The following is a 24245-nucleotide window of genomic DNA, read 5'->3' as shown; positions in this document are numbered from 1 at the left end:
ACTCCGTGCTTCGGGGGCCCGGAGTTTAAATCGCGGGCGGCGGGCGCGGGCTCAGGCCTTGCGACGAAGGTGCAGGAACAGCGGCCAGGTGATGGTCCGCGCCTCGTCCGTGTCGCCCCATGCCGCCGACAGCGCCGCGGCGTGCCGCGCCACGGGGTCGTCCCCGGTGGCCGCGCGGCAGCGTGCGCTGGCCGAGCTGCTCGACAGGTAGCGTAGGAAGCGCGGCAGCGACCACTCCGCCTCAAGCCACAACGAAGGCGCCGGCAGCGCGGCAAAGGGCCAGTCGTAGCCGGCGTAGTGCGAGTCGACCTCCACCCGCTCGGGTGGCCAGTGTGGCTCGATCTGTGCCCGGTAGGCCGCCACTGCGTCCGCCATGCTTTCCGGTGGTAGGAAATCCGGGTAGCCCCACGCGGCCAGCACGCCGCCCGGCGCCAGCACGCGTTCGCATTCGGCAAAGAAGCGCGGCCGGTCGAACCAGTGCAGCGCCTGCGCCACCGCCACCAGCCCGACGCTGCCGTCCGCCAGCGGGGTGCGCTCGCCGGGCTCGACCGACACGGTCACGCGGCCCGACGTATCGCCGTGCGCCCAGTGCCAGGCGACCTGCTCGGCGCTGGGGTCGGTGGCATGCACATGGGCAAAGCGCGCCGCCAGCCCACGCGTTGCCTGCCCGCTGCCGCAGCCCGGCTCCCACACCGTCGCGTCGGCCGGCACCACGGCGGCCAGCGCGTCGAACAGGGCGTCGGGGTATTCGGGGCGCGCCGCCGCGTAGGCATCGGCGACGCCGGAGAAGTGGTCGGGGAACGTCCCTTGCGTCATGTCCGTTACCTCATCCACGTGGCGATGCATGCCACGTCAGTCACGCCGCCCGCGGCGCTTGCGCGACGCAAGCAGGACGGCCGCAAGCGCGATAGCGACCGGCAGCGCGGCGCCCAGCACCGCGAGTGCAATGCCCGGCAACGTGTCGGCGCGGCCGGACTCGACGATCCGCCAAGCGCAGCCGCCGGCCAGCAGGCCTACCACCAACACCAGCATCACCCAGACCAGCACGGGCGGTCGATTGCTTCGGTTCTTCATCCGTGACGGCCTCCCTGCCGGATGTGGCTCATGCCGGCGCGGCCACCGGTTGCAGCAGCAGCCGCAGGTCCTCGCCGACACGGCGCGTCTCGACGATCTTCAGCTGCATGCGCTGGGTCATCGAATCGATATCCAGCCCGCCGAACATCGGCCGCGCCTCGGGGCCCAGCAGCACGGGCGCGACATAGAGCAGCAGTTCGTCGACCAGGCCGGCCTCCATGAAGCCACCCGCCAAGGTGGCGCCCGCCTCCACCTGCACCTCGTTGACCTGGCGCTCGGCCAGCACGCGCAAGACGGCGTGCAGGTCGAAGCGCCCGGCGCGCACCTCGACCGCGGCGGCCTGGGCGCTCATGCCGCGCGTCGCCTTGGCGTCCGGCGCGTGGATGTAGAGCGTGGGCGCGTCGCCTTCGCGCACGCGGCCGCGCGCCGTGGTGGCAAGTCCGGGGTCGAGCACCACGCGCAGCGGCGGCACGAAGTCGCGGTCGGTTTCGCCGTCACCCAAACGGACGGTCAAAGCCGGGTCGTCGGCCAGCACCGTGCCCGCGCCGGTGACGATGGCCCCGGCGCGCGCGCGCCAGCGCATGACGTCGGCGCGCGAGGCCTCGCAGCTGATCCATTTGGAGTCGCCGCTGGCCAGCGCGCTGCGCCCGTCCAGGCTGGTGGCGAGCTTCACCCGCACCCACGGCCGGCCGCGTTCGATCCGCGACAGGAAGCCGCGGTTGAGCGCGCGCGCCTGCGGCTCCATCAGCCCGCTGGCGACCTCGATGCCGGCCTCGCGAAGCGCATCGAACCCGGCGCCATCGACCTGCGGAAACGGGTCGCGCATCGCCGCGACCACGCGCCCCACGCCCGCGTCGATCAGCGCGTGTGCGCACGGCCCGGTCCTGCCGGTGTGCGCGCACGGCTCCAGCGTGACGTAGGCGGTGGCGCCCTTCGCGCGGCCGGCGGCGGCCTGCAGCGCCAGCACCTCGGCGTGCGGCTCGCCGGCGCGCACGTGCCAGCCCTCGCCCACCACCTCCTCGCCGTGCGCGACCACGCACCCGACCATCGGATTGGGGCGCGTCGTCCACGCCCCGCGTTCGGCCAGGCGCAGCGCGCGGGCCATGTGCAGGTGGTCGGTGGCGGAGAAAACGGGTGGCGTGGACGCGGACATGGGACTCCCGGCGGGTGGACGGCGTACGGGATCGGCGACCGGTGGCGGCTCACACCTCCGCGCCCTTGTCGTCCCGAACGCAATGTGGGACCTGATTCAACCCCCCCGCCGGCAGCAGATCCCTTGCTACGGCCGGGATGACAACGATTCGCTTACCGCCGCCGGCCCTTCGTCCGTGGCGCGGCATCGTCGAGCAGCGGCAACTGGCCCTCGCCGGCACTGTCGCTTTCCAGGCGGTCGAGCTCCTCGCGGAAGTCGGCGACGTCCTCGAACGCGCGGTAGACCGAGGCGAACCGGACGTAGGCGACGTGGTCGAGCTTGCGCAGCTCGGCCATCACGAACTCGCCCACGCGCAGCGATGCCAGCTCGCGCTCGGCGGTCATGCGCAGCTGGTGCACCACCGCGCGCACCGCCGCCTCGATCTGCTCCTCCGACACGGGGCGCTTCTGCAACGCGCGGTCGAAGCCGTGCCGCAGCTTGCGCGCGTCGAACGGCTCGCGCCGGCCGTCGGACTTGATGATCGCCGGCAGCTTCAGCTCGATGGTTTCAAGCGTCGAGAACCGCTCGCCACACGCCTCGCACACGCGTCGCCGCCGGATCGTCGCGCCGTCGTCGGACACGCGCGAATCGATCACGCGCGTGTCGGTGTGCTGGCAGAAGGGACAGTGCAACGTCGCTTATCCGTACACCGGATACTTCGCGCACTGCGCCGTCACCGCGTCGCGCACGCGGGCGATCACCGCCTCGTCTTCCGGTGCGTCCAGCACGTCGCAGATCCAGTTGGCCAGGTCGACGCAATCGGCTTCGACGTAGCCGCGCGTGGTCACTGCCGGCGTGCCCAGGCGCAGGCCCGAGGTCACGAACGGCTTCTGCGGGTCGTTCGGCACGGCGTTCTTGTTGACGGTGATGTGGGCGCGGCCGAGCGCGGCTTCGGCCGCCTTGCCAGTGATGCCCTTGCCGATCATGTCCACCAGCATCAGGTGGTTCTCGGTGCCGCCGGACACGATCTTGTACCCGCGGTCGATGATCGTGTTGGCCATCGCCTGCGCGTTCTTCACGACCTGCTGCTGGTAGGCCTTGAACTCCGGCTCCAGCGCCTCCTTGAAGGCCACGGCCTTGGCGGCGATGACGTGCATCAGCGGGCCGCCCTGGATGCCCGGGAACACGATCGACTGCAGCTTCTTGACCAGGTCCTCGGACGGGTCCTTGGCGACGATGATGCCGCCGCGCGGGCCGCGCAGCGTCTTGTGGGTGGTGGAGGTCACCACGTGCGCGTGCGGCAGCGGGTTCGGGTAAACGCCCGCGGCCACCAGCCCGGCAACGTGCGCCATGTCGACGAACAGCAGCGCGTCGACCTTGTCGGCGATGGCGCGGAAGCGCGCCCAGTCGATCTTCTGCGAGTAGGCCGAGAAGCCTGCGACCACCATCTTCGGCTTGTGCTCGACGGCCAGGCGCTCGACCTCGTCGTAGTCGATCAGGCCCTGGTCGTTGACGCCGTACTGCACGGCGTTAAAGAGTTTCCCGCTGATATTGACCTTGGCGCCGTGGGTCAGGTGGCCGCCGTGGGCCAGACTCATGCCCAGGATGGTGTCGCCCGGCTGCAGCAGCGCCAGGTACACGGCCTGGTTGGCCTGGCTGCCGGAATGCGGCTGCACGTTGGCGTACATCCCTTCCGTGGAGCCTGCTCCGAAGAGTTCCTTGACCCGGTCGATCGCCAGTTGCTCGGCGACATCGACGTACTCGCAGCCGCCGTAGTAGCGCTTGCCCGGGTAGCCTTCCGCGTACTTGTTGGTCAGCACGCTGCCCTGGGCCTCCAGCACGCGCGGGCTGGCGTAGTTCTCGCTGGCGATCAGCTCGACGTGGTCCTCCTGGCGGCGGCGCTCGTCGCTGATGGCCTGGGCCAGTTCGGGGTCGAAACCTTCGATACGTGCATCGCGCGGGAACATCGGCGCTCCGGGGGCTGGTGGGAAGGCCTGCGAGTTTAGCCCGGACCGGTGCACGTCAGCCGGGCGGCTCCCGCCCGCATCACCCCACCCGCCCGAACGGGGCAAGGCACGCCCGGATGAACGCCCGACCCCAAGGCCCGGACCGCGTGCCGGCCGGCCCGTATAATGGCCGGCTATCCCGATCCATTTGCGATGTCCCGCCCGCCGGGACGTCGCCGTCCGCCTGCGGAGCCCCCATGTCGCAATACATCTACACCATGAACGGCGTCAGCAAAACCGTGCCGCCGAAGCGCCAGATCATCAAGGACATCTCGCTGTCCTTCTTCCCGGGCGCCAAGATCGGCCTGCTGGGCCTCAACGGCGCCGGCAAGTCGACCGTGCTGAAGATCATGGCCGGCGTGGACACCGACTTCTCGGGCGAGGCGCGCCCGCAGGCCGGCATCAAGGTCGGCTACCTGGCGCAGGAACCGCAGCTGGACCCGGACAAGACCGTGCGCGAAGCGGTGGAGGAAGGCGTCGGCGAGGTCATGCAGGCCCAGGCCGCGCTCGACGCCGTGTATGCCGCCTACGCCGAGGAAGGCGCCGACTTCGACAAGCTGGCCGCCGAGCAGCAGCGCCTGGAGGCGATCCTGGCGACCAACGACGCCCACCTGCTGGAGCAGCAGCTGGAAGTCGCCGCCGATGCCCTGCGCATCCCGCCGTGGGACGCCAAGATCGGCCCGCTGTCGGGCGGCGAGAAGCGCCGCGTCGCGCTGTGCCGCCTGCTGCTGAGCAAGCCGGACATGCTGCTGCTCGACGAACCGACCAACCACCTGGACGCCGAGTCGGTGGAGTGGCTGGAGCAGTTCCTGGCCCGTTACACCGGCACCGTGGTGGCGGTGACGCATGACCGCTACTTCCTGGACAACGCCGCCGAGTGGATCCTGGAGCTCGACCGCGGCCGCGGCATCCCGTGGAAGGGCAACTACACCGAGTGGCTGGTGCAGAAGGAAGACCGCCTCAAGCGCGAAGAGGCCGGCGAGAAGGCGCGGCAGAAGGCCATCGCCAAGGAACTGGAGTGGGCGCGCAGCAACGCCAAGGGCGGCCGCTCCAAGGGCAAGGCCCGCCTGGCCCGCATCGAGGAGCTGCAGGCGGTCGACTACCAGAAGCGCAACGAGACCAACGAGATCTTCATCCCGCCGGGCGAGCGCCTGGGCCAGAAGGTCATCGAGTTCAAGAACGTCACCAAGTCCTTCGGCGACCGCCTGCTGATCGACGACCTGTCGTTCTCGGTCCCGCCGGGCGCGATCGTCGGCATCATCGGCCCCAACGGCGCCGGCAAGTCGACGCTGTTCAAGATGATCACCGGCAAGGAAACGCCGGATTCGGGTTCGATCGACATCGGCTCGACCGTGAAGCTGGCGTACGTCGACCAGAGCCGCGACAAGCTCGAGGGCGACCACAACGTGTTCCAGGAAGTCTCCGGCGGCCTGGACATCCTCAACATCAACGGCATCGAGATCCAGTCGCGCGCCTACATCGGCCGCTTCAACTTCAAGGGCCAGGACCAGCAGAAGATGGTCGGCAGCCTGTCGGGCGGTGAGCGCGGCCGCCTGCACATGGCCAAGACGCTGCTGCAAGGCGGCAACGTGCTGCTGCTGGACGAACCGTCCAATGACCTGGACATCGAGACGCTGCGCGCGCTGGAAGACGCGCTGCTGGAGTTCCCCGGCAACACGTTCGTGATCAGCCATGACCGCTGGTTCTTGGACCGCATCGCCACGCACATCCTCGCCTTCGAGGGCGACAGCCACGTGGAGTTCTTCCAGGGCAACTACCGCGAATACGAGGAAGACAAGAAGCGCCGCCTCGGCGACGACGCCGGTCCGCACCGGCTGCGGTTCAAGGCACTGAAGTAACGATCCGACCCGGGGCCGCCACTGGCGGCCTCGGTCTTGTCAGGCGCCGTCGTGGACGCATGCTGGCAAGTTGAATGGTGCGCTGTAGGAGCGGCTTCAGCCGCGATCGTGGAAACGGCGCGCTTCGACAGACATCCGATCGCGGCTGAAGCCGCTCCTACGGAACCGGGATTTGCGAGGAACGACGATGGGTTTCATGCAGGCACTCAGGCAGCGCTGGACCGACGCCGACACGCTCGTCTGCGTGGGACTGGACCCCGAGCCTTCGAAGTTCCCGGCGCGCTTCAACGACCATCCGGATGCGGTGTTCGCGTTCTGCCGCGACATCGTCGACGCCACCGCGCCGTACGTGTGCGCCTTCAAGCCGCAGATCGCGCATTTCGCCGCGCTGGGTGCAGAAGACGCGTTGGAGCGCTTGATCGCGCACATCCACGCCGCGCATCCCGGCATCCCCGTCATCCTGGATAGCAAGCGCGGCGATATCGGCAGCACCGCCCGGCACTACGCCAGCGAGGCGTTCGACCGCTACGCGGCCGATGCCGTCACCGCCAACCCGTACCTGGGCCGCGATTCGGTCGAGCCGTTCCTGGAGCGCAGCGACCGCGGCGTGGTGATCCTGTGCCGCACCTCCAACCCGGGTGCAGGCGACCTGCAGGACCTCGTGGTCAATGGCGACGACGGCACGCAGCGGCCGCTGTACCAGCAGGTCGCGCGCACCATCGCGCGCGACTGGAACGGCCATGGCAACTGCATGCTGGTGGTCGGCGCGACGTGGCCTGCGCAGCTGCGCGAGGTGCGCGCGATCGTCGGCGACATGCCCTTCCTCGTGCCGGGCGTGGGCGCGCAGGGCGGCGATGTGCAGGCCGTGGTCGAGAACGCCCGCACCGCCGATGGCACCGGGCTGGTGGTCAGCAGCTCGCGGGCCGTGCTGTACGCCTCAGCCGGCGAGGACTACGCCGATGCCGCGGCGGCCGCGGCACGGACGCTGCGCGACGAGATCAACCTCTACCGCTGAAGTCGGCGCCGCCCGCGCCTGTAACGACGGAGCACTACTAGTGCGCGCGCCACGCCGCCCGCGCGACGGCCAGCGGGAAGCGCAGCCAGATCGCGGCGAACACGGCGATGCGCGTGGCGATGCCGCGCCGGGGCGCTTCGAACTTGCGGAAGTAACGCCACAGCCCGCGGTGCTTGTGCCACTCCACGAACACCGGGCGCGAACGGCTGGACACGCCGCGCACATGCACGACCGTGACGCGGTTGGCGACCGCCACGCAGGCGCCGGCAAGCCGGGCGCGGCGGCACAGGTCGAGGTCCTCGGCGTGCAGGCGATAGCCCTCGTCGAAGCCGCCGATGCGTTCGAACAGCGAGCGCGGCACCAGCATCAGCGCACCGGACACCGCATCCACCGGCTGCAGGTCGCGCGCATCGTCCCGACGCACCGCGGTGCCTCGCTGCGATGGCCGCAACAGCCGGCCCAGCATCCGCGCAAAGTCGGGGTCGCTGCGCCGCGCCGCCGCGTCGCGATGCCCCGCTTCGTCGACCAGGTCCGCGCCCAGCAGACACGGCGAATGGCCTGCCGCCAGTTCACGCATCCGCGCCAGCGTGTCCGCCTCGACCAGGCAGTCGGGATTGACGAAGGCCAGCCAGTCCACGCCGGGCACGTCCTCCAGTGCCGCGCGGGCGCCCTGGTTGCAGGCGACACCGAATCCCGGGTTGTCGGGGTTGGCGATGAAGCGCACGCGCGGGTCGGCCAGTGCGTGGCGCTGGACGATGGCCAGCGTGCCGTCGTCGCGATGGGGCTCGGTGGGGCCGTTGTCGACCACGCGGATCGCGGCTACGCCGTCGGCCGCGCGCAGCCGCGCCAGGCAGGCGTCGATGGTCTCGGCACTGAGATAGGTCACTACCACCGCGGCGATGCCGCCGGCGCGCGCCACCGCGGGGTCAGACGAAGAGGTCACGCTGCGGCTCCGGTGGCCCGATGGTGTCCAGCAGGTGTGCCAGTTGCTGGCGGCTTGCATGCAGCGGGTCGTGCATGAGGAAGTTCGCCAGCCGCGCGTGCCAGTCCGGCCAGCGCACCGCGAGGCGCTCCATGTCGCCGTCGAACGGCACGCCCTCGGCATCGCGGGCGACGAACGCCGATTCGCACAGCACGTTGCGCCAGCCCAACCCGGCCAGGCGCAGTGACAGGTCGATCAGCGCCGCGTACCACGACCCGTAGCTGGTTGCGTCCAGTCCGCCGGCCCGCCGCCGCGCGGCACCGCGCAGCAGAACGGCATGGCCGACCGCGGCCGGCAGCTCGGGACGCAGTGCGGGCATCGCCGCCGCGGCACGCGCCAGGCGCTCGCCATCGACGGGCGGCGGTGCGATCTCGCCGACGCGCGGCCACGCCACCGCCTCGCCCGCATTGCTCCAGGGCGTGGTCGAACCGATGGCGCCGTCGGCCGCCATGCAGGTGGCCATGCGCTCCAGCCATCCCGGCAACGGCCGGCTGTCCGAAGCCAGCACGGCGACGTCGGCGTCGCCGCACGCGCCGAGCACTTCATCCAGGTGCGCAACCTCGCCCACGCCGCGCGGCCGGCGCGTGTAGTCGGCGCGCAGGGCGGTGCGGCCCATCCACTGCTCGATCACCGCATAACCGCGCGGGCCGGCCTGCGCGTCGTCGGCCAGCCACACCCGCGTGCCCGCGGGCGTGCCGGCATCCAGCGCGGCCAGGCAGGCATCCAGCGCGTCGTCGTCGGCGCTCAGCGGCACCACGACGATGGGCAGGTCCGACACGGTGTTCAGTCGCGCGGCGCGCGGTTGAGCGGCTCCATCGCGCGGAACCGGCGGCCGTACTCGTCCGTGAGGTCGCGGGCTTCCTGCGGATTGCGCACGACGGTCGGGGTCAGCAGCACGATCACCTCGTTGCGCTCGGTGCGCGAGGTCTGCGCGCCGAACAGCCCGCCAATCACGGGGATGCGGCTGAGGCCGGGCAGTCCCGAGCCGGTGCGATTGACGCCATCGCTGATCAGGCCGGCCAGCATCACCGTATCGCCACTCTGGATCGCGGCCTCGGTCTTGAGGCGGCGGGTATCGATGCGCACGTTGCCGTTCTGGTCGGCGACCGTGCCGGGCGTGCTCACCTCCTGCACGATGTCCAGGAACACCATGCCGTCCTTCGTCACGCGCGGGCGGACCTTGAGGATGATGCCGGTGTCCAGGTACTGCACCTGGCTGATCGTGTCATTGCCGCCCAGGCCGGGGTTCACCGTCACCGATGAAATCGGGATGCGGCTGCCGACATTGAGCGTGGCCTCGACGTTGTTGCGCACTACCACCGACGGCGTCTGCAGCAGCTGCAGGTCGGTCACCCGGTCCAGCGCGCTGATGATCGCCGCGGCGTTGCGCCCGAGGAACGTCCACGCCAGGCCGGCCGGGTCGCCCACCACCGACTGCACGCTGCCGGCCAGCGTGCTCCACGTATCGCGCCCGACCGCGCTGGGCAGGCCTGCATCGGTGACGGCACGCTCGAAGAACCAGTTGACGCCGTACTCCAGTGCGCCCGAGAGCTGCACTTCGACCACCTGCGCCTCGATGTGGACCTGCATCGGCATCACGTCGAGCCGATCGACGACGTCCTTGATCGAGCGCCACGCCTGCGGGCTGCTGCGCACCAGCAGGGTGTTGGTTTCCTCCACCGCCGAGACGCCGACGCGGTCGCCGTCGACCTCCAGGGTGACGCTGCCGTTGCCACCGCTGCGCGGGTCCAGCGACAGTTGCCCGTCGCCGAGGCCGCCACCCGACATGCCGCCGTCGGACATACCGCCATCCTTGCCGCCGATGGTCGCGGTGCTGCCTCGCTCGCCATCCTGCAGTTCTACCGGGTCCAGGCCCGGCATCAGCGAGGGCGGACCACCGCCCCCCTCATTGCTGGAACCGCCGCCGGCGCCGAACACCTGCGCCAGCTGCTCGGCCAGGTCGCTGGCCTTGATGTAGCTGAGTTCATACGCGAACAGTTGCACCGCACCGCCAGCCCCGTCGATGCGCTCCAGCCACTGCTGGATGTCGTCCAGGTAATCGGCCTGCGAGGTGATGACCAGCACCGCGTTGGCGCCTTCCAGCGGCATGAAGCGGAACATCCCGGCCACAGGCGACTCGCTGTCCTCGCCGAACACCTTCTCCAGGTCGGCGACCACGCGCGTGGCCTTGCCCGACTGCAGCGGGAACACGCCCACCGACATGCCGCTGAGCCAGTCGACGTCGAAGATCTCGATGGTGCGCAGGTAGTTCTCCAGCTCAGCGCGGGTACCGGCGATGCTGATCACGTTGCGTGCGTTGTCGACGCCGACGATGGCGTTGGGCCGCGCATACGGCTCCAGCACCTTCTTCATCTCCTCGGCGGAGATGTAGCGCAGCGGCACCACGCGCGACTCGAACCCACGCGCGGTGGACGCCGGGCCGGTGCGCGGGGCGACGTTGCCGGCCACCGCCTGGTCGGCCGGAACGATGTTGTAGCGCCCGCCGCTGTAGACCATCCGAGCGTTATTCCAGCCCAGCACCATCTCCAGCAGGTTCATGGCGCTGGCCGGGCTCACCGGCTTGGGCGTGGCCAGCGTCACGGTGCCCTGCACGCCCGGGGCGATGACGTAGTTCTGGCCGAGCATGTCGCCGAGGATCGCCTTGACCACGGCGTGCAGCGACTCGCCCTCGAAGTTGAACGTGGCCGCGCCCGAGGTGCCGCCCAGGTCCGGCGCGGCGGCACCGGCGGCGCTGCGGTTGATCACCTGCCCGGTGCCGCGGCGGATCTGCGGGCGCGGGCCGACGTCGTCGGGCTCGATCGCTTCCACGTCGACGCCCCCGGCGTCCTGCGCGGCGGCACCTGCCTGCGCGCGGCGCATGGCGGCCGGGTCGCCATCCCGGCGCACGTTGGGCACCGGCGTGCTGACGCAGGAGGCCAGCATCGCGGCGACCGCCACCGCCAGCACGCTGCGCTGGGCCGCCCGGGCGACCGCCGACGGCGCGGCATCGTTCGGGCGGGCTGGAGCGGGAAGGGCGCGTGCGCGCGGCGTGGGCAGTGGACTCATCGCATCACTCTACGGGCTGGGGCGGCGGCGGGTTGGCGTTCTGCCGGCGCAATTGTTCGCGGCGCGCCTGGATGCGCTGGCGGATCGCATCCATCTGCGCCTGGTCGGTCATCGGGGCGGCGTCTTCGCTGGCGGGCGCGCCGCCGGCATCGTCCGCGCTGCGCGGCGCGGGGCGAGCAAGCGCCGGGCGCGCGGCGTCACCGGGCGGCGGGGAGAGCGGCGGGGCGACGGGCAGGGCGGGTCGTGGCTGGCTGGGCGTCGCGCCCGGGGTGTCCGGCCCCGACACCTGCGTTGGCGGCTCGCCTCCGACGCCGTCGAACACCCGCAGCGCCAGTTCGCGGCGGCCTTCGGGGCCCTCGAACACCGCGCTGCGCGCGCCCAGCGCCACCAGCTGCCAGGCCGGGTGCGACTCGGGCGCTTCCTGCAGGCGCACGCGCACCGGCTGGCTGCCATCGGCCGGCTGCAGGATCGCCAGCTTCACCGTCGGCGTGATCAGCACGCTGGTCAGGACGAAGTCGAACGGCGAATCGCCCTCCGCCTCGCCTTCGCCCTGCAGGTAGAACGGATGCGGCCGGCGGTCGGCGCTGAACAGCGGCCGGTCGACGAACTGGTCGTACTGGTTGAGCGCGCCCAGGCGGTCGGCGCGCTCAGGCGGCAGTGGCGGCAGCGGTTTGAGCAGCGTCGGGTCGTCGGGCAGCGTGTCGACGCGGCCGCCCATGCCGGCCACTGCCAGCACCCAGCCGATGACGGCCCAGCCCGCCACCGTGGCCAGCCAGCCCGTGCGCACGCCGGCGTCCTCAATCCGCACCGGTCGCCTCCACAGCCGCCGGGCGCAGGTAGCCATACAGGTCGAAGGTCACTTCCAGGCCGCCGTCGCCGCGCGGCGCACCGGTGCCGGGCGCGAAGTACATGCGCTGCACCAGCACGTTGAGGTTGTCGACGAACACGCGCGGCGAGCCGCCTTCCAGTGCGTGCAGCACCGAGGCCAGCTCGCCGTTGCCGCAGCGCATGCGCACCTGCACGGTGACGCGGGTGAAGGGCTCGCGGGTGGCGGCCTGCAGCGGCGAGCGGTTGGTGATCGCGCAGCTGCGGTTGCCCGGACTGGCCATCGACACCACCGTCTCCAGCCGCTGGATCAGGGCCGCGGTGGCGAGTTCGGCGTTGGACTCGGGCAGGAACCCCGCGTCCTCGCCCTGCCGCGCCTGCAGTTCGACCAGCCGCTGCTGCACCTGCGGCGCCTGCTGCACCTGCATGCGCAGGCGCAACTCGCGTTGCTGCAGCGACTCGATGCGCTGCTCGGCGTCCAGCATCGGCACCGTCCACCACGGGTGCACCAGCACCGCGTAGGCCAGTGCCAGCGCGAGCAGCAGCAGCCCGAGCGCCAGCCAGCGGTCGCGGTCAGCGGGACGCGTCGGCATCGGCAGCCTCCGTTGCCGGGCGCGGCGCGGCGGGCGCCGGCACGGGCGTGGGCGGAACCAGTTCGGCGGTCAGGGTGAAGCGGTCGCGACCGCTGGCCGGGTCGGGCTGCAACGCACCCGCCAGCGCCGGCGAGCGCCACAGCGCGCTGCCCTGCAGGCGCCCGACGAGCGCGGCGGCCTCGTTGCTCAGGCCGATCAGCATCAGGCGCTGGCCTTCGATCGAGAGCTTTTCCAGGTAGGTCTCGTCGGGCAGGCGGCGGGCGAGTTCGTCGATCACCTCCACCGCCACCGGGCGCTCGGCGCGGGCACGGTCGAGGAACGCCTGCCCCGCCACCAGGCTGTTGAGCTGCTGGCGCGCGGCCGCGGCGCGGCGGCCGGCCTGCGCCTGCGCGGCAATCTGCTGCTCGAAGGCATCCGCGGCGGCGCGACGGTTCTGCAGCACCTGCCACAGCATCAGCCCGCAGGCGAGCACGGCGACGGCGGCCAGTACCGCGTTCCACGTGCGCCACGGGTCGCGGTGGCGATGGCGGTCGGCCGGCGCGAGCAGGTTCACGCCCAGCGGCGCGCCGTCGGCCGCGGCGACGTCGATACCCGCCAGCGTGCTGGCGAGCGGGCCGAGCGCGGCGGTCTGCGGCGTGATCGCGCTGCGCGGCACGGCGACCAGTTCGACATCGAGCTGGCCATCGGATTCGCGGCGGCCCAGCACGCGTGCATCGAAGGCGACATCGGCGGGCGCGAACGGCGTCTGCCGGTCGATCTCGAAGCCGACCACGTCGCGCAGCCGGTCCGCCGCGGCCGCCGGCAACACCAGGCGGCGACGCAACGCGCTGGCCGCGGGCAGGAACAGCCAGCGCGGCAGTTCGGCCACACGCGGCTTCAGCAGGCGGGCCAAGGGGTCGGTCGCGGGCGTGGCCAGGCCGGCCAGGTCCGTTTCGGGCGCGAGGCCGGGCACCGTCCCCAGGTCGGTGATGCCGCCGCCCCGGTGCAGGCGCAGCGTCAGGTCGTCGCCGTCGACATGCAGCAGCAGGCGGCCGCGATCCATGCCCAGCGCCTGGCGCCAGGCGGCCGGCAACCACGACGCGAGCGCCTGCGCCCACCACGCCAGGAACGCGCGCAACGTGCCGCCCGCACCCGGCCGGAGCCGGGCGCCGATCGGCCCAAGGCGGTCCCTCAACGGTGTCATCGCGGCGAAGCTCCTTCCTCCCATTGCAGCGCGGTGTATGCCATCCCCGGCACCGCACTGCCACCTACGCGCACGACGGCCCGCAGTTCCGATTCGCGGCCGTCGGCAAGCCGCGCACGACTGCGGATACTATACGTGCCGCTCCGACTGCCCACGACGAGCCCCGTTTCCGACGGCAGCGCGCCCAGCGGCCGGCCCGTCACCGGGTCGACCTGGCGCCGCGCCTCCACGACCTGCGCGCCGTCCATCCCCATCGCGTCCAGCACCTCGGCCGAAGCGAACGCGGCATCGGGCCGCGCGCGGCCGCTGAACACGGTGACGTGCGGCCGCAGCAGGTCGTACACCTCCGGGGTGAACCTCAGCACCTGCTCGAGTTCGGCGACGCTTTCGAAAGGCGCGTCCTTGGCGCCGTACGGCAGCCCAGCCGACGCGTAGTCGGCGTCCTCGCCGCCGCCGGCGGGCTGGGTGAGCGGATCGGGATCGCGCCAGTCCACCACTGCGCCCGCCATCCGCTGCGCCGGCGCGGCCTCCACGCCCACGCGCCGCAGCAGTGCTTCCAGCAGTGCGTAGTCGGCGTGGTTGAGGTCGACCCGGCCGTTCTCGTCGACCAGCATCACCTCGACCTCGGCCGCGCCGAACTGCCATGCCTGCGGCGAGCCGTCGGGCCGCCACTGCAGCCGCGGGTCGGCGTGGTCGACGCGAGTGAGCGCGTACTCCAGCCCGGCGCGCGCAGCCGCCTGCGCCGCCGCGCCGCTGGCGAGCACACGCCCCTGCAACGCTTCGATGCGGGCGACCAGCGCGAAGCCGCCGACCAGCGCCGTCAGCAACGTGATCAGCCAGAGCACCAGCAGCAGGGCGGCACCGCGCGTGCGTGTCCGCGCACGTGCACAGGCACGCGATCGACGGGCGCGTGCGACACGCATCAGAACGCCACCCCGCCGAACCCGAGCCCGGCCTGCGGCAGCGCCACGACCAGCGGCGGCCAGGCGCGGCCGTCGGCGTCCACCAGCCGCACTTCGACCAGCAGTGGCAGTTGTTCGTGGGTCTCCCATTCGTCCTGCCACGGGCCGACCCCGCCTTCGCCGTCGAGCGCGCGGTAGCGGAAGCTCGCCGACTGCAGCCCTTCGACCAGCACTTCCGGCCGCACCGGGGTGTCCTCCTCGACCGTCAGTCCGGCCTGCACCATCGACAGCGACAGCACGACCCGCACGTGTTCGCCGTCGTCCTCGATGGCGAAGTCGTGCAGGTAGGGCCCGCCGCGCCCGAGATAATCGGGCAGGTCGGCGACGAAGCGCATCCGCCCCGACGTGCCCATGAAGCGCTGCGGCAGCGCGTTGATGGGGTCGCTGGCGAAGGCCACCGGGCGGGTGCCGGTCAGCCGGCCGCGCAGGAAGCCGAGCACCGCGCGCTCGCGTTCGCCACGCGCGGCCATGGCCTCGCCGCGCTGCACGGTGCGCGTGGCGGCCGTCAGCGTGGCGAACGCGATGCCGAGCCCGGCGGCCAGCAGCACGGTGGCCAGCAGCACCTCGATCAGGGTGAAGCCGCGCGATTCACGTGCGGGCGTGCGGCCGTACCTCACGGGAATGCCTCCGACTGCAGGCCGGACGCCTGCACCAGCCGCAGCGTCTGCAGGTCCAGACGCTGGCGGGGGCCGCCGTCGCCCCACACCACCGCCAGGTGCAGGCGATACAGCCGGTTGCTGCTGGCGACCGGCTGCGGGTCGGCGGGCGGCAGCGCCGGGTCGGTCCAGCGCGTCACGCCGAGCGTCCAGCGGTAGCGGCCGTCGTCGAACTCGCCTGTGCGTTCACCCGGCTGGATCGGCTCGCTGATGCCCTGCTGGTCGAGCAGCGATTGCGCGTGCAGCGCCGCGCGCCCGGCATCGCCGGCCCAGCCGACCTGGCGCGCGGCACCCGACAGCGTGCCCAGCAGCAGCGTCAACGCCAGCGCCAGCAGCGCGAAGGCAACGATGACTTCGATCAGGGTGTAGCCGGACTGGGTTCGCGGACTGCGCGATTCGATTTGAAAGCGAATGGGCGCGATGCAGGGACTCACGGTTCGTCACTCCCGCGCCGCATCCGCACTTCGCCCGTCAGCCACGCCACGTCGATGTCCCATGCGGCGTCGCCCACGTTGAGCCGCACCCGCCCGCCGGTGGCGCCGCCGTCCTCGAAGAACACGATCGCGCCCTCGCCGGCGCTGGGCTGCACCTGGCGCGCACCGTAGAAGCTCACGCCGATGGCCTCGGGAATTTCGCCGTCGCGGCTGCCGGCCGCTTCCCAGCGCCGGCCGCGCGGATCGATGACGAAGCGCTGCGGCTGCCCGGTCGACAGCGCGCGTGCACGCGTGAAGCGCAGCTGCGCGGCGATTTCCTTGGCCGTCGAGCGCAACTGCATGCCGCGGAAGCCGCCACCCAGCGCAGCCGCTGCCAGCAGCGTGGTGGCCGCGATCAGCGCGACCACCAGCAGCATTTCCAGCAGCGACACCCCGCGGGCGCGGCGGCGTTTCATGGGTGGCGGTCCGCGTGCTTACTCGTAGGCGATGTCGGCGTCGTAGCTGCTGCCGCCCACCTGCCCGTCCTTGCCCAGGATCACAAGGTCGAACGGGCCACTCTCGCCGGGCGCGCGGTAGACGATCTCGTTGCCCCACGGGTCCAGCAGCTCGGTGGACTTGGCGTACGGGCCCAGCCAGCCGGCGGCATTACCGGGCTCGGTCACCAGCTCGTCCAGGGTGGCGGGGAAGCGGCCGGTGTCCATCTGGAAGGACTCGACCTTCTGCGCCAGCGTGGTGACCTGCGACTTGGCCAGGTTGGCCTTGGCGCGGTCGGCGCCACCCAGCACGCGCGAGCCGACGAACGTCAGTACGGCGCCGATCAGCACGATCACGATGATGATCTCGATCAGGCTCATGCCGGCCTGCCGCAGCGGCGACGGCGAGCGGGTCAGCGATCGGGGGTTGGCCGATCGGGAGCGGAACGGGGCATTGCGCATATGAGTCCATCCGTGTGCGTGGAAAGAAGCCGACCGTACCCGGCCGGCGACCGATGCGGAACCGCCCGGGTGCGCGCGGCGCGTTCAGGCGGGACCGGACAACTGGAACGGTTCAGCTGGGCGATCACCCCACCGCGCCGGTCAGGTCGTACAGCGGGGTCAGCACCGCCAGCACGACGACACCCACCACGCCGGCCAGCACCACGGTCACCAGCGGCACCAGCGCGGCCAGCATGCGGTCCAGCGCCAGCTGGGTTTCGTGGTCGAAGGTCTCGGCGGTCTTCACCAGCATGGTGTCTAGCGCACCGGACTCCTCGCCGACCTGGATCATCTGCAGCGCCAGCCGCGGGAAGCGCTTGCCGCGGCCCAGCGCGGTCGACAGGGCGACGCCGTTCTTGACCTCCTCGGCCGCCGCCGCGACATCGGCCGCCAGCACCCGGTTGCCCATGACGTTGCGCCCGATGCCCAGCGCCGCCATCAGCGGCACGCCATTGCGCACCAGCGTGCCCAGCGTCCGCGCCAGGCGCGCGGTCTCGACCTTGGCCACCAGCGCGCCGAAGAAACGCCGCCGCAGCAGCCAGCCGTCCAGGCGCTCGCGGAAGGCGGGGTCGCGGCGCTTGCGGTCGACCCACCACAGCGCCAGCACCGGCACGACCACCAGCACGATCCACCAGTCGCGCACGAACAGGCCAACGCCCAGCACGACCTGGGTGAACAGCGGGAGCTCGGCGTCCAGGCTTTCGTACATCTGCGCGAACTGCGGCACCACGTAGCCCAGCAGGAACAGCAGGCTCAGCCCCACCATCACCAGAAGGATGGCCGGGTAGATCAATGCATTGATGACCCGGCCCTGCAGCGCGCGGCTGCGCTCCAGGTAATCGGCCAGGCGGGCGAGCGTCTCGTGAAGGCTGCCGCCGGCCTCGCCGGCGCGGATCATGTTCACGTACAGCCGCGAGAACGTGCCGTGCTGGCGTTCCAGCGCGGTCGACAACGAACTGCCGCCGCGCACCGCGTCGCGCACCTCGGTGACGGTGCGCTTGGCGGCCTCGTCTTCCGGCAGCTCCAGCAGGATGGTCAGCGCGCGGTCCAATGGTTGGCCCGCGCCCAGCAGCGTCGCCAGTTGCTGCGTGAACTGCACCAGCCGCGCACCCGCGAACGGCCGCGGCTTCAGCAGCGCCCGCCAGCCCGCCTCGCCTCCGCCCTCGCCCGCCGGCCGCGCCTCCACCGGCAGGTGGCCCTGCTCCTGCAGCCGCTGCACGACCTCGGCATCGCTGGCGGCCTCCATCTGGCCGTGGAGCAACTCGCCGCGGGTGTTGAGGGCTTTGTAGGTGTAGAGGGGCATGGATTGAGAGGCCAGGGACTAGGGACCAGGGGCTGGGAAATTCAAAGAGACGGCGGCGCCTGGTTCGCGGGTCCTACTCCAACGAAGAACGGCGATGACGGCTGAAGGGATGGTCCACAGACCGACCCGACACTCACGCCTCCTCCGTCACCCGCAGGACTTCCTCGATTGTCGTCAGCCCCGCCAGTGCCTTGGCGATGCCGTCTTCGTACATCGTGCGCATGCCGGCCTCGCGGGCCAGCTGTTCCAGTTCGCCCATGCCGGCGTGGCGCATCACGGCGCGGCGCAGGGCGTCGTCCATCACCATGAATTCCATGATCGTGGTGCGCCCCTGGTAGCCGGTCGGGGCGATGTCCGAGCCGCGCGGGCGGTACAGGAAGATCTCGCCCTCGGGCTGCAGGCGGCGCAGGCCGAACTTGTCGATCTCCTCCGGGCTCGCCGGGTAGCGCTCGGCGTGCACGGGCTCGAGCCGGCGCACCAGGCGCTGGGCCAGGATGCCGTTGACGGTGGACGTCAGCAGGTAGTCCTCCACGCCCATGTCGAGCAGGCGGGTGATGCCGCCGGCGGCGTTGTTGGTGTGCAGCGTGCTCAGCACCAGGTGGCCGGTGAGCGCGGACTGGATCGCGATGCGCGCGGTTTCCAGGTCGCGCATCTCGCCGATCATGATGATGTCCGGGTCCTGGCGGACGATGCTGCGCAGCGCGTGGGCGAAGTCCAGGCCGATCTGCGGCTTGGCCTGGATCTGGTTGATGCCCTCGATCTGGTATTCGACCGGGTCCTCGACCGTGATGATCTTGACGTCCGGCGTATTGAGCCGGCTCAGCGCGGTGTACAGCGTGGTGGTCTTGCCCGAGCCGGTAGGGCCGGTGACCAGCAGGATGCCGTGCGGCTGCGTGAGCACCTTCTCGAACTGCGGCAGGAACGAATCGGTGAAGCCCAGCCGCTTGAAGTCGAAGACCACCGTTTCGCGGTCCAGCAGGCGCATGACCACCGACTCGCCGTGCGCGGTCGGCACGGTGCTCACGCGCAGGTCCAGCTCCTTGCCCTGCACGCGCACCATGATGCGGCCGTCCTGCGGCAGCCGGCGTTCTGCGATGTTGAGCTTGGCCATGATCTTGATGCGGCTGATCACGGCGGCCGTCAGGTTGGGCGGCGGGCTCTCGCCCTCGGCCAGCACGCCGTCGACGCGGTAGCGCACCTTCAGGCGGTTCTCGAACGGCTCGATGTGGATGTCGGACGCGCGCATCTCGACCGCGCGCTGGATCACCAGGTTGACCAGCCGGATCACCGGGGCCTCGGACGCGAGGTCGCGCAGATGCTCGACGTCGTCCATGTCGCCGGCTTCGCCCTCGGCGGTCTCGACAATCGCGCCCATCGCGCTGCGGCCTTGCCCGTACCAGCGCTCCACCAGCCCGTCGATCTCCGAACGCAGCGCGACCTTGAGCCGCAGCGGCCGCTGGATCGCCAGACGCACCGCGTCGAGTGCGTAGTCGTCGTGCGGGTCGGCCATCAGCAGTTCGACCGCCTGCGCGTCGGACTGGCGCGGGCAGACGTGGAACTGCTTCATGAACTTGACGCTGAGCGCGACGTCCTCGGGCGGCAGGTCCGGCGCGTCCTGCGCGGACACCAGCGGCAGGCCGGTGACCTCGGCGACGGTCTCGGCGTGGTCGCGCTCCGACACGAGCCCGAGCCGCGACAGCAGTGCGAGCAGGCTGCCACCGGTCTCGGCCTGCAGCCGACGCGCGCGACCGAGGTCGGCCTCCTTCAGCCGCCCCTTGTCGACCAGCACCTGGACGATGCGGTCCTCGACGGGATTGCCGTCGATGCCGCCGTCCATGCCGCCCACCGCGTCCGCCGTTGCGCCCACGCCGCCCTCCTAAGCCCGTGACCGCCGGACTTTAGCAGGTCGCGCGCGCGCTCCCGCGGCTGTGCGTGGACGCCTCAGCCCACCTGCACGCGTGCGTTGCGGAACATGCGCAGCCACGGCGAATCGTCGCCCCAGTCGGCCGGGGCCCAGCTGAGGTTGGCGGTGCGCAGGGTGCGCTCGGGGTGCGGCATGAGGATGGTCACGCGGCCGTCGTCGCTAGTCAGGCCGGCGGTGCCGCCCTCCGAACCGTTCGGGTTGGCGGGGTATTGCGCGGCCACGCTGCCGTCGCCGTCGACATAGCGCAGCGACACGCGCGCAGCGGCCTGGTCGGCGGCGCTGTCGAATGCCGCGCGGCCCTCGCCGTGCGAGACCACCACTGGGATGCGCGAACCGGCCATGCCGCGCAGGAAGATCGAGGGCGACTCGACCACCTCCAGCAGGCCCAGCCGCGCCTCGAACTGCTCGCTGCGGTTGCGCAGGAACCGCGGCCAGTGGCCGGCACCCGGGATGATCGGCTTGAGCTGGCTCAGCATCTGGCAGCCGTTGCACACGCCCAGCGCGAAGCTGTCGCCGCGCGAGAAGAACGCCTCGAACGCCTCGCGCAGTGCCGGGCGTTCCAGGATCGACGTCGCCCAGCCGCGGCCCGCGCCGAGCACGTCGCCGTAGCTGAAGCCGCCGCACGCAGCCAGGCCGGCGAAACCGTCCAGCGCGACGCGGCCGGCGATCAGGTCGCTCATGTGCACGTCGAACGCCTCGAAGCCGGCGCGATCGAACGCCGCGGCCATTTCGACCTGGCCGTTGACGCCCTGCTCGCGCAGGATCGCGACCTTCGGCCGCGCGCCCGTGTTGATGAACGGCGCGGCGATGTCCTCGGCAGGGTCGAAGGCCAGCTTCGGCACCAGTCCGGGCGCGTTGAAATCGCGCGCGCTGGCGCGCTCTTCATCGGCGCATTCGGGGTTGTCGCGCAGGCGCTGCATCGCGTGGGTGGTCGCCCACCAGGCGTCGAACAGCTCGTCCCAGCGCCACTCCACCAGCACTTCGCCGTCGTCCAGCACGCGGATGGTAGCGGCCGCATCCGGTCCCTCTACACGGCTCGCGACCGGACGCGCGATGCGCTGTGCGCAGTCGATCAGGCCATGGCGCGCCACCAGGTCCGCGAAGGCCGCGCGGTCCTCGGACGTGACCTGCACGACCGCGCCCAGTTCCTCGTTGAACAGCGTGCGGAACGGATCCTCGCCCCACCCGTCCAGGCTGATGTCCAGCCCCATGCGCGAGCAGAACGCCATTTCGCACAGCGTCGCGAACGCGCCGCCGTCGGAACGGTCGTGGTAGGCGCGCAGCAGGCCGGCTTCGCGCGCGTCACGGATCAGTTCGAAGAAGTCGCGCAGGCGTTGCGGATTGTCGAGGTCAGGGACGCCGCCGTTGCGGTTGCCGTCCTCCGACGGTTGCCCGGCGAAGGCCGGCAGCCCGACGTCGGCGACGGTCGCGTCCGGATGCACCTGCGCGAGCACCGAGCCGCCGAGGCGCTGCTTGCCGCCGCCCAGGCCAATCAGCCACAACTCCGAATCCTCGTCGCGGTCCAGCAACGGCGTCAGCTGCGCGCGCACGTCGACCACCGGCGCGAACGCGCTGACGATCAGCGACACCGGCGACACCGACTTGTGCGCCTGCCCGCCGTCCTGCCACTGCGCCTGCATCGACAGCGAGTCCTTGCCGACCGGGATGCTCAGGTCCAGCTCCGGGCACAGGTCGATGGCCACGGCCTTGACCGCGTCGAACAGCGATGCGTCCTCGCCGTCGTGCCCGGCCGCGGCCATCCAGTTGGCCGACAGCTTGATGCGGTCCAGCGACTCGACCGGCGCGGCGCACAGGTTGGTGATCGCCTCGCCCACGGCCATGCGTGCGGCGGCGGGCGCATCCAGCAGCGCCAGCGGCGTGCGCTCGCCGATGGCCATCGCCTCGCCGGTGAAGCCGTGGAACCCGGTAAAGGTGATGGCGCAGTCGGCCATCGGCAGCTGCCATGGGCCGACCAGCTGGTCGCGCGCGGTCAGGCCGCCGACGCTGCGGTCGCCGATGGTGATGAGGAACTGCTTGGACGCCACCGTCGGGTGCGCCAGCACGCGCAGCGCGGCGTCATGCAGGTCCAGCCCGTCCCAGCGCAGCGCCGGCCACGGCGCGTCGCCCGGACGCTGCGTGTCGCGGTGCATCTTCGGCGGCTTGCCGAACAGCAGGTCCATGGGGAGGTCGATCGGGTGGAGATCCATAGCCCCTCTCCCACCGGGAGAGGGGTTGGGGTGAGGGTTCGGCGAAGTGGCGGCAGTCGAACCACCGGGTACGTTCGAGGCGTCGGGCACGCCATGGGAGCTCTGCTGCTCCGTCGTACCCTCATCCGCCCTTCGGGCCCCTTCTCCCGGAGGAAGAAGGGTCGAAGCAGAGCCGTCGCCATACACCGACTCGACCGTCGCGCCATACCCCACCACCAGCCGTTCCTCGGCGGTGGCGTGGCCGACCACGGCGAACGGGCAGCGCTCGCGTTCGCAGATCGCGGCGAACTCCCCCAGCCGCTCGGTCGGCACGCCGAGCACGTAGCGCTCCTGCGATTCGTTGCACCACAGCTGCATCGGCGACAGCGACGGGTCGTCGCTGGGCACGCGGTCCAGGTCGACCACGCCGCCCAGGCCGGAGTCGTGCAGCAGCTCGGGGATCGCATTCGACAGGCCGCCGGCGCCGACGTCATGCGCGGTGGCGACCGGGTTGTCGGCGCCCAGCGCCACGCAGCGGTCGATGACCTCCTGGCAGCGGCGCTCCATTTCCGGGTTGTCGCGCTGCACGCTGGCGAAATCCAGGTCCTCGGCGCTTTCGCCAGACGCCACCGAACTGGCGGCGCCGCCGCCCAGGCCGATGAGCATCGCCGGCCCGCCCAGCACCACCACCGCGTCGCCGGGCTTCATGCCGAGCTTCTCGACCTGGCCGCGGTCCATCGCGCCCAGGCCGCCGGCGAGCATGATCGGCTTGTCGTAGGCGCGCGCATGCGTGCCTTCGTCCAGCTCGAAGCTGCGGAAATAGCCCGCCAGGTTCGGCCGTCCGAACTCGTTGTTGAACGCGGCCGCGCCGATCGGACCGTCCAGCATGATCTCAAGCGCCGGCGCCATGCGCGGGTTGAGCGCGCGCTCGCCTTCCCACGGCTGCGGCAGCGTGGGGATGCGCAGGTGCGACACCGAGAACCCGCTCAGGCCCATCTTCGGCTTGCCGCCGCGGCCGGTGGCGCCCTCGTCGCGGATCTCGCCGCCGGCGCCGGTGGAAGCCCCGGGGAACGGCGCGATCGCGGTCGGATGGTTGTGGGTCTCGACCTTGATGCAGAACGCGGAATCCACTTCCGCCTCGGCGCGATAGGCGCCGGTGTCCGGGTCGGGCCGGAACCGGCGCCCCGGGTAGCCCGCCACCACGGCCGCGTTGTCGCTGTAGGCCGACAGCGTGTGCTCGGGCGTGCGCTGGTGGGTGTGCTTGATCATCCGGAACAGCGACTGCGATTGCTCGCGCCCGTCGATGGTCCAGGAGGCGTTGAAGATCTTGTGCCGGCAGTGCTCGGAGTTCGCCTGCGCGAACATCATCAGCTCGACATCCGACGGCTGCCGGTCCAGCGCGGCGTAACGCTCGCGCAGGTAGGCGATCTCGTCGTCGGCCAGCGCCAGGCCCAGGCGCGCGTTGGCGGCGTCCAGGTCGGCCAGCGCGATGCGCTCGAGCTGGCCGCGCGGCGGCGTGGCGAACAGCGCGGCGCCGGCATCGGCCGTCTCCAGCAGCGACTGCGTCATCGGGTCGTGCAGCACCTTGCCCACCGCCGCTTGCACGGCGGGGTCGGACGGCCAGCCGGCCAGGTCGTAGCGCAGGCCGCGTTCGACGCGTTTCACCGGCAGGCGCGCGCCATGCAGCAGTTCGGTGGCCTTGCTGGCCCACGGCGACAGCGTGCCCAGGCGCGGCGTCACGAAGCGCGAGACCGCGCCCTCGCTGCGCGCGGCATGCGCCCCACCGGCCTGCAGGATGCGCTGCAGCGCCTCGCTGTCGGGCGTGGCACCGGGCTCGGGCTCGACCCAGTACACGGGCCAGGCGTCAAGCAGTCGCAGGTCGGGATGGAGGGCGGCGAGGCGGGACTGGAGGCGTTCGCGGCGGAACGCGGACAGGGCGGAAGCGCCCTCGAGGACGATCATGTCCGGGGAACCGGGTGTCGACGGGCCGGCTATTGTAGCGGGGCCGCGGGCCGGCTACCCGGCCGGCGGCATGGTCCGGGGTCGGGCCCGAATCAGGGGCCCGTTCCGA

The 24245-nt window shown here is 71.5% G+C and carries 21 protein-coding genes; 2 read left to right on the top strand and 19 right to left on the bottom strand.

The window, feature by feature from the left end; all coding sequences use genetic code 11:
• Nucleotides 1–51: 51 nt before the first annotated feature.
• From K6753_RS02715 to glyA, 5 genes are all read right to left on the bottom strand, one after another.
• The gene (locus K6753_RS02715; protein ID WP_223674636.1) at nucleotides 52–816 is read right to left on the bottom strand and encodes a class I SAM-dependent methyltransferase; all 765 of its coding nucleotides are present in this window, start codon (nucleotides 814–816) and stop codon (nucleotides 52–54) included.
• A gap of 36 nt (nucleotides 817–852) precedes the next feature.
• Nucleotides 853–1074 carry a hypothetical protein gene (locus tag K6753_RS02710; RefSeq protein ID WP_223674635.1) on the bottom strand — a complete coding sequence of 74 codons (222 nt, stop codon included), beginning with the start codon at nucleotides 1072–1074 and terminating at the stop codon, nucleotides 853–855.
• Between the two features lie 28 nt (nucleotides 1075–1102).
• Nucleotides 1103–2227, bottom strand: coding sequence for a bifunctional diaminohydroxyphosphoribosylaminopyrimidine deaminase/5-amino-6-(5-phosphoribosylamino)uracil reductase RibD (gene ribD / locus K6753_RS02705; protein WP_223674634.1), 1125 nt, complete (start codon nucleotides 2225–2227; stop codon nucleotides 1103–1105).
• Between the two features lie 152 nt (nucleotides 2228–2379).
• Nucleotides 2380–2898, bottom strand: a complete 519-nt coding sequence (nrdR, locus tag K6753_RS02700; protein WP_223674633.1) for a transcriptional regulator NrdR — start codon at nucleotides 2896–2898, stop codon at nucleotides 2380–2382.
• A gap of 6 nt (nucleotides 2899–2904) precedes the next feature.
• Nucleotides 2905–4173 (bottom strand): serine hydroxymethyltransferase, encoded by a 1269-nt coding sequence (gene glyA / locus K6753_RS02695; RefSeq protein WP_223674632.1) that lies wholly within the window; start codon nucleotides 4171–4173, stop codon nucleotides 2905–2907.
• Nucleotides 4174–4409: 236 nt separating this feature from the next.
• On the opposite strand from glyA, the gene ettA reads away from it, so the two are divergent.
• The gene (ettA, locus tag K6753_RS02690) at nucleotides 4410–6071 is read left to right on the top strand and encodes an energy-dependent translational throttle protein EttA (RefSeq protein WP_223674631.1); all 1662 of its coding nucleotides are present in this window, start codon (nucleotides 4410–4412) and stop codon (nucleotides 6069–6071) included.
• Nucleotides 6072–6258: 187 nt separating this feature from the next.
• The gene (gene pyrF / locus K6753_RS02685) at nucleotides 6259–7086 is read left to right on the top strand and encodes an orotidine-5'-phosphate decarboxylase (protein ID WP_223674630.1); all 828 of its coding nucleotides are present in this window, start codon (nucleotides 6259–6261) and stop codon (nucleotides 7084–7086) included.
• A 37-nt stretch (nucleotides 7087–7123) separates the two neighbouring features.
• Here the strand turns inward: pyrF and K6753_RS02680 are convergent, their stop codons facing one another.
• The 14 genes from K6753_RS02680 to purL form a co-directional block, all read right to left on the bottom strand.
• Complete coding sequence (locus tag K6753_RS02680; protein WP_223674629.1) at nucleotides 7124–8029, bottom strand: glycosyltransferase family 2 protein; 906 nt, start codon at nucleotides 8027–8029, stop codon at nucleotides 7124–7126.
• Nucleotides 8013–8837, bottom strand: a complete 825-nt coding sequence (locus K6753_RS02675; RefSeq protein ID WP_255591200.1) for a glycosyltransferase family 2 protein — start codon at nucleotides 8835–8837, stop codon at nucleotides 8013–8015. The genes K6753_RS02680 and K6753_RS02675 overlap by 17 nt, the downstream gene beginning before the upstream one ends.
• A gap of 14 nt (nucleotides 8838–8851) precedes the next feature.
• A complete protein-coding gene (gene gspD, locus K6753_RS02670) occupies nucleotides 8852–11011 on the bottom strand; it encodes a type II secretion system secretin GspD (protein WP_223674846.1) in 2160 nt (719 codons plus the stop codon).
• Nucleotides 11012–11138: 127 nt separating this feature from the next.
• Complete coding sequence (locus tag K6753_RS02665; RefSeq protein WP_223674627.1) at nucleotides 11139–11942, bottom strand: general secretion pathway protein GspN; 804 nt, start codon at nucleotides 11940–11942, stop codon at nucleotides 11139–11141.
• The gene (gene gspM / locus K6753_RS02660) at nucleotides 11932–12552 is read right to left on the bottom strand and encodes a type II secretion system protein GspM (RefSeq protein ID WP_223674626.1); all 621 of its coding nucleotides are present in this window, start codon (nucleotides 12550–12552) and stop codon (nucleotides 11932–11934) included. Before gspM ends, K6753_RS02665 begins: the two co-directional genes overlap by 11 nt.
• Complete coding sequence (locus K6753_RS02655) at nucleotides 12533–13735, bottom strand: PilN domain-containing protein (RefSeq protein ID WP_223674625.1); 1203 nt, start codon at nucleotides 13733–13735, stop codon at nucleotides 12533–12535. The genes gspM and K6753_RS02655 overlap by 20 nt, the downstream gene beginning before the upstream one ends.
• Complete coding sequence (locus K6753_RS02650) at nucleotides 13732–14658, bottom strand: type II secretion system minor pseudopilin (RefSeq protein ID WP_223674624.1); 927 nt, start codon at nucleotides 14656–14658, stop codon at nucleotides 13732–13734. The genes K6753_RS02655 and K6753_RS02650 overlap by 4 nt, the downstream gene beginning before the upstream one ends.
• Nucleotides 14658–15314 carry a prepilin-type N-terminal cleavage/methylation domain-containing protein gene (locus K6753_RS02645; RefSeq protein ID WP_223674623.1) on the bottom strand — a complete coding sequence of 219 codons (657 nt, stop codon included), beginning with the start codon at nucleotides 15312–15314 and terminating at the stop codon, nucleotides 14658–14660. The genes K6753_RS02650 and K6753_RS02645 overlap by 1 nt, the downstream gene beginning before the upstream one ends.
• Complete coding sequence (gene xpsI, locus K6753_RS02640) at nucleotides 15311–15787, bottom strand: type II secretion system protein XpsI (protein ID WP_223674622.1); 477 nt, start codon at nucleotides 15785–15787, stop codon at nucleotides 15311–15313. The genes K6753_RS02645 and xpsI overlap by 4 nt, the downstream gene beginning before the upstream one ends.
• Nucleotides 15784–16242: a type II secretion system protein XpsH gene (gene xpsH, locus K6753_RS02635; RefSeq protein WP_223674621.1), complete on the bottom strand. Its 459-nt coding sequence runs from the start codon at nucleotides 16240–16242 to the stop codon at nucleotides 15784–15786. Before xpsH ends, xpsI begins: the two co-directional genes overlap by 4 nt.
• Nucleotides 16243–16260: 18 nt before the next feature.
• Complete coding sequence (gene gspG / locus K6753_RS02630) at nucleotides 16261–16722, bottom strand: type II secretion system major pseudopilin GspG (protein WP_223674620.1); 462 nt, start codon at nucleotides 16720–16722, stop codon at nucleotides 16261–16263.
• Nucleotides 16723–16846: 124 nt separating this feature from the next.
• On the bottom strand, nucleotides 16847–18064 hold the full coding sequence (xpsF, locus tag K6753_RS02625; RefSeq protein ID WP_223674619.1) for a type II secretion system protein XpsF: 1218 nt from the start codon (nucleotides 18062–18064) through the stop codon (nucleotides 16847–16849).
• Nucleotides 18065–18197: 133 nt separating this feature from the next.
• Nucleotides 18198–19901 (bottom strand): type II secretion system ATPase GspE, encoded by a 1704-nt coding sequence (gspE, locus tag K6753_RS02620; RefSeq protein ID WP_223674845.1) that lies wholly within the window; start codon nucleotides 19899–19901, stop codon nucleotides 18198–18200.
• Between the two features lie 104 nt (nucleotides 19902–20005).
• A complete protein-coding gene (gene purL / locus K6753_RS02615; RefSeq protein WP_223674618.1) occupies nucleotides 20006–24136 on the bottom strand; it encodes a phosphoribosylformylglycinamidine synthase in 4131 nt (1376 codons plus the stop codon).
• Nucleotides 24137–24245: the final 109 nt, after the last annotated feature.

The sequence above is a fragment of the Novilysobacter selenitireducens genome (assembly GCF_020026895.1).
GTDB classification, from domain to species: Bacteria; Pseudomonadota; Gammaproteobacteria; order Xanthomonadales; family Xanthomonadaceae; genus Lysobacter_C; species Lysobacter_C selenitireducens.
The sequence above is the reverse complement of the archived record's forward strand: the minus strand, read 5'-3'. Positions and strand labels throughout refer to the sequence as shown.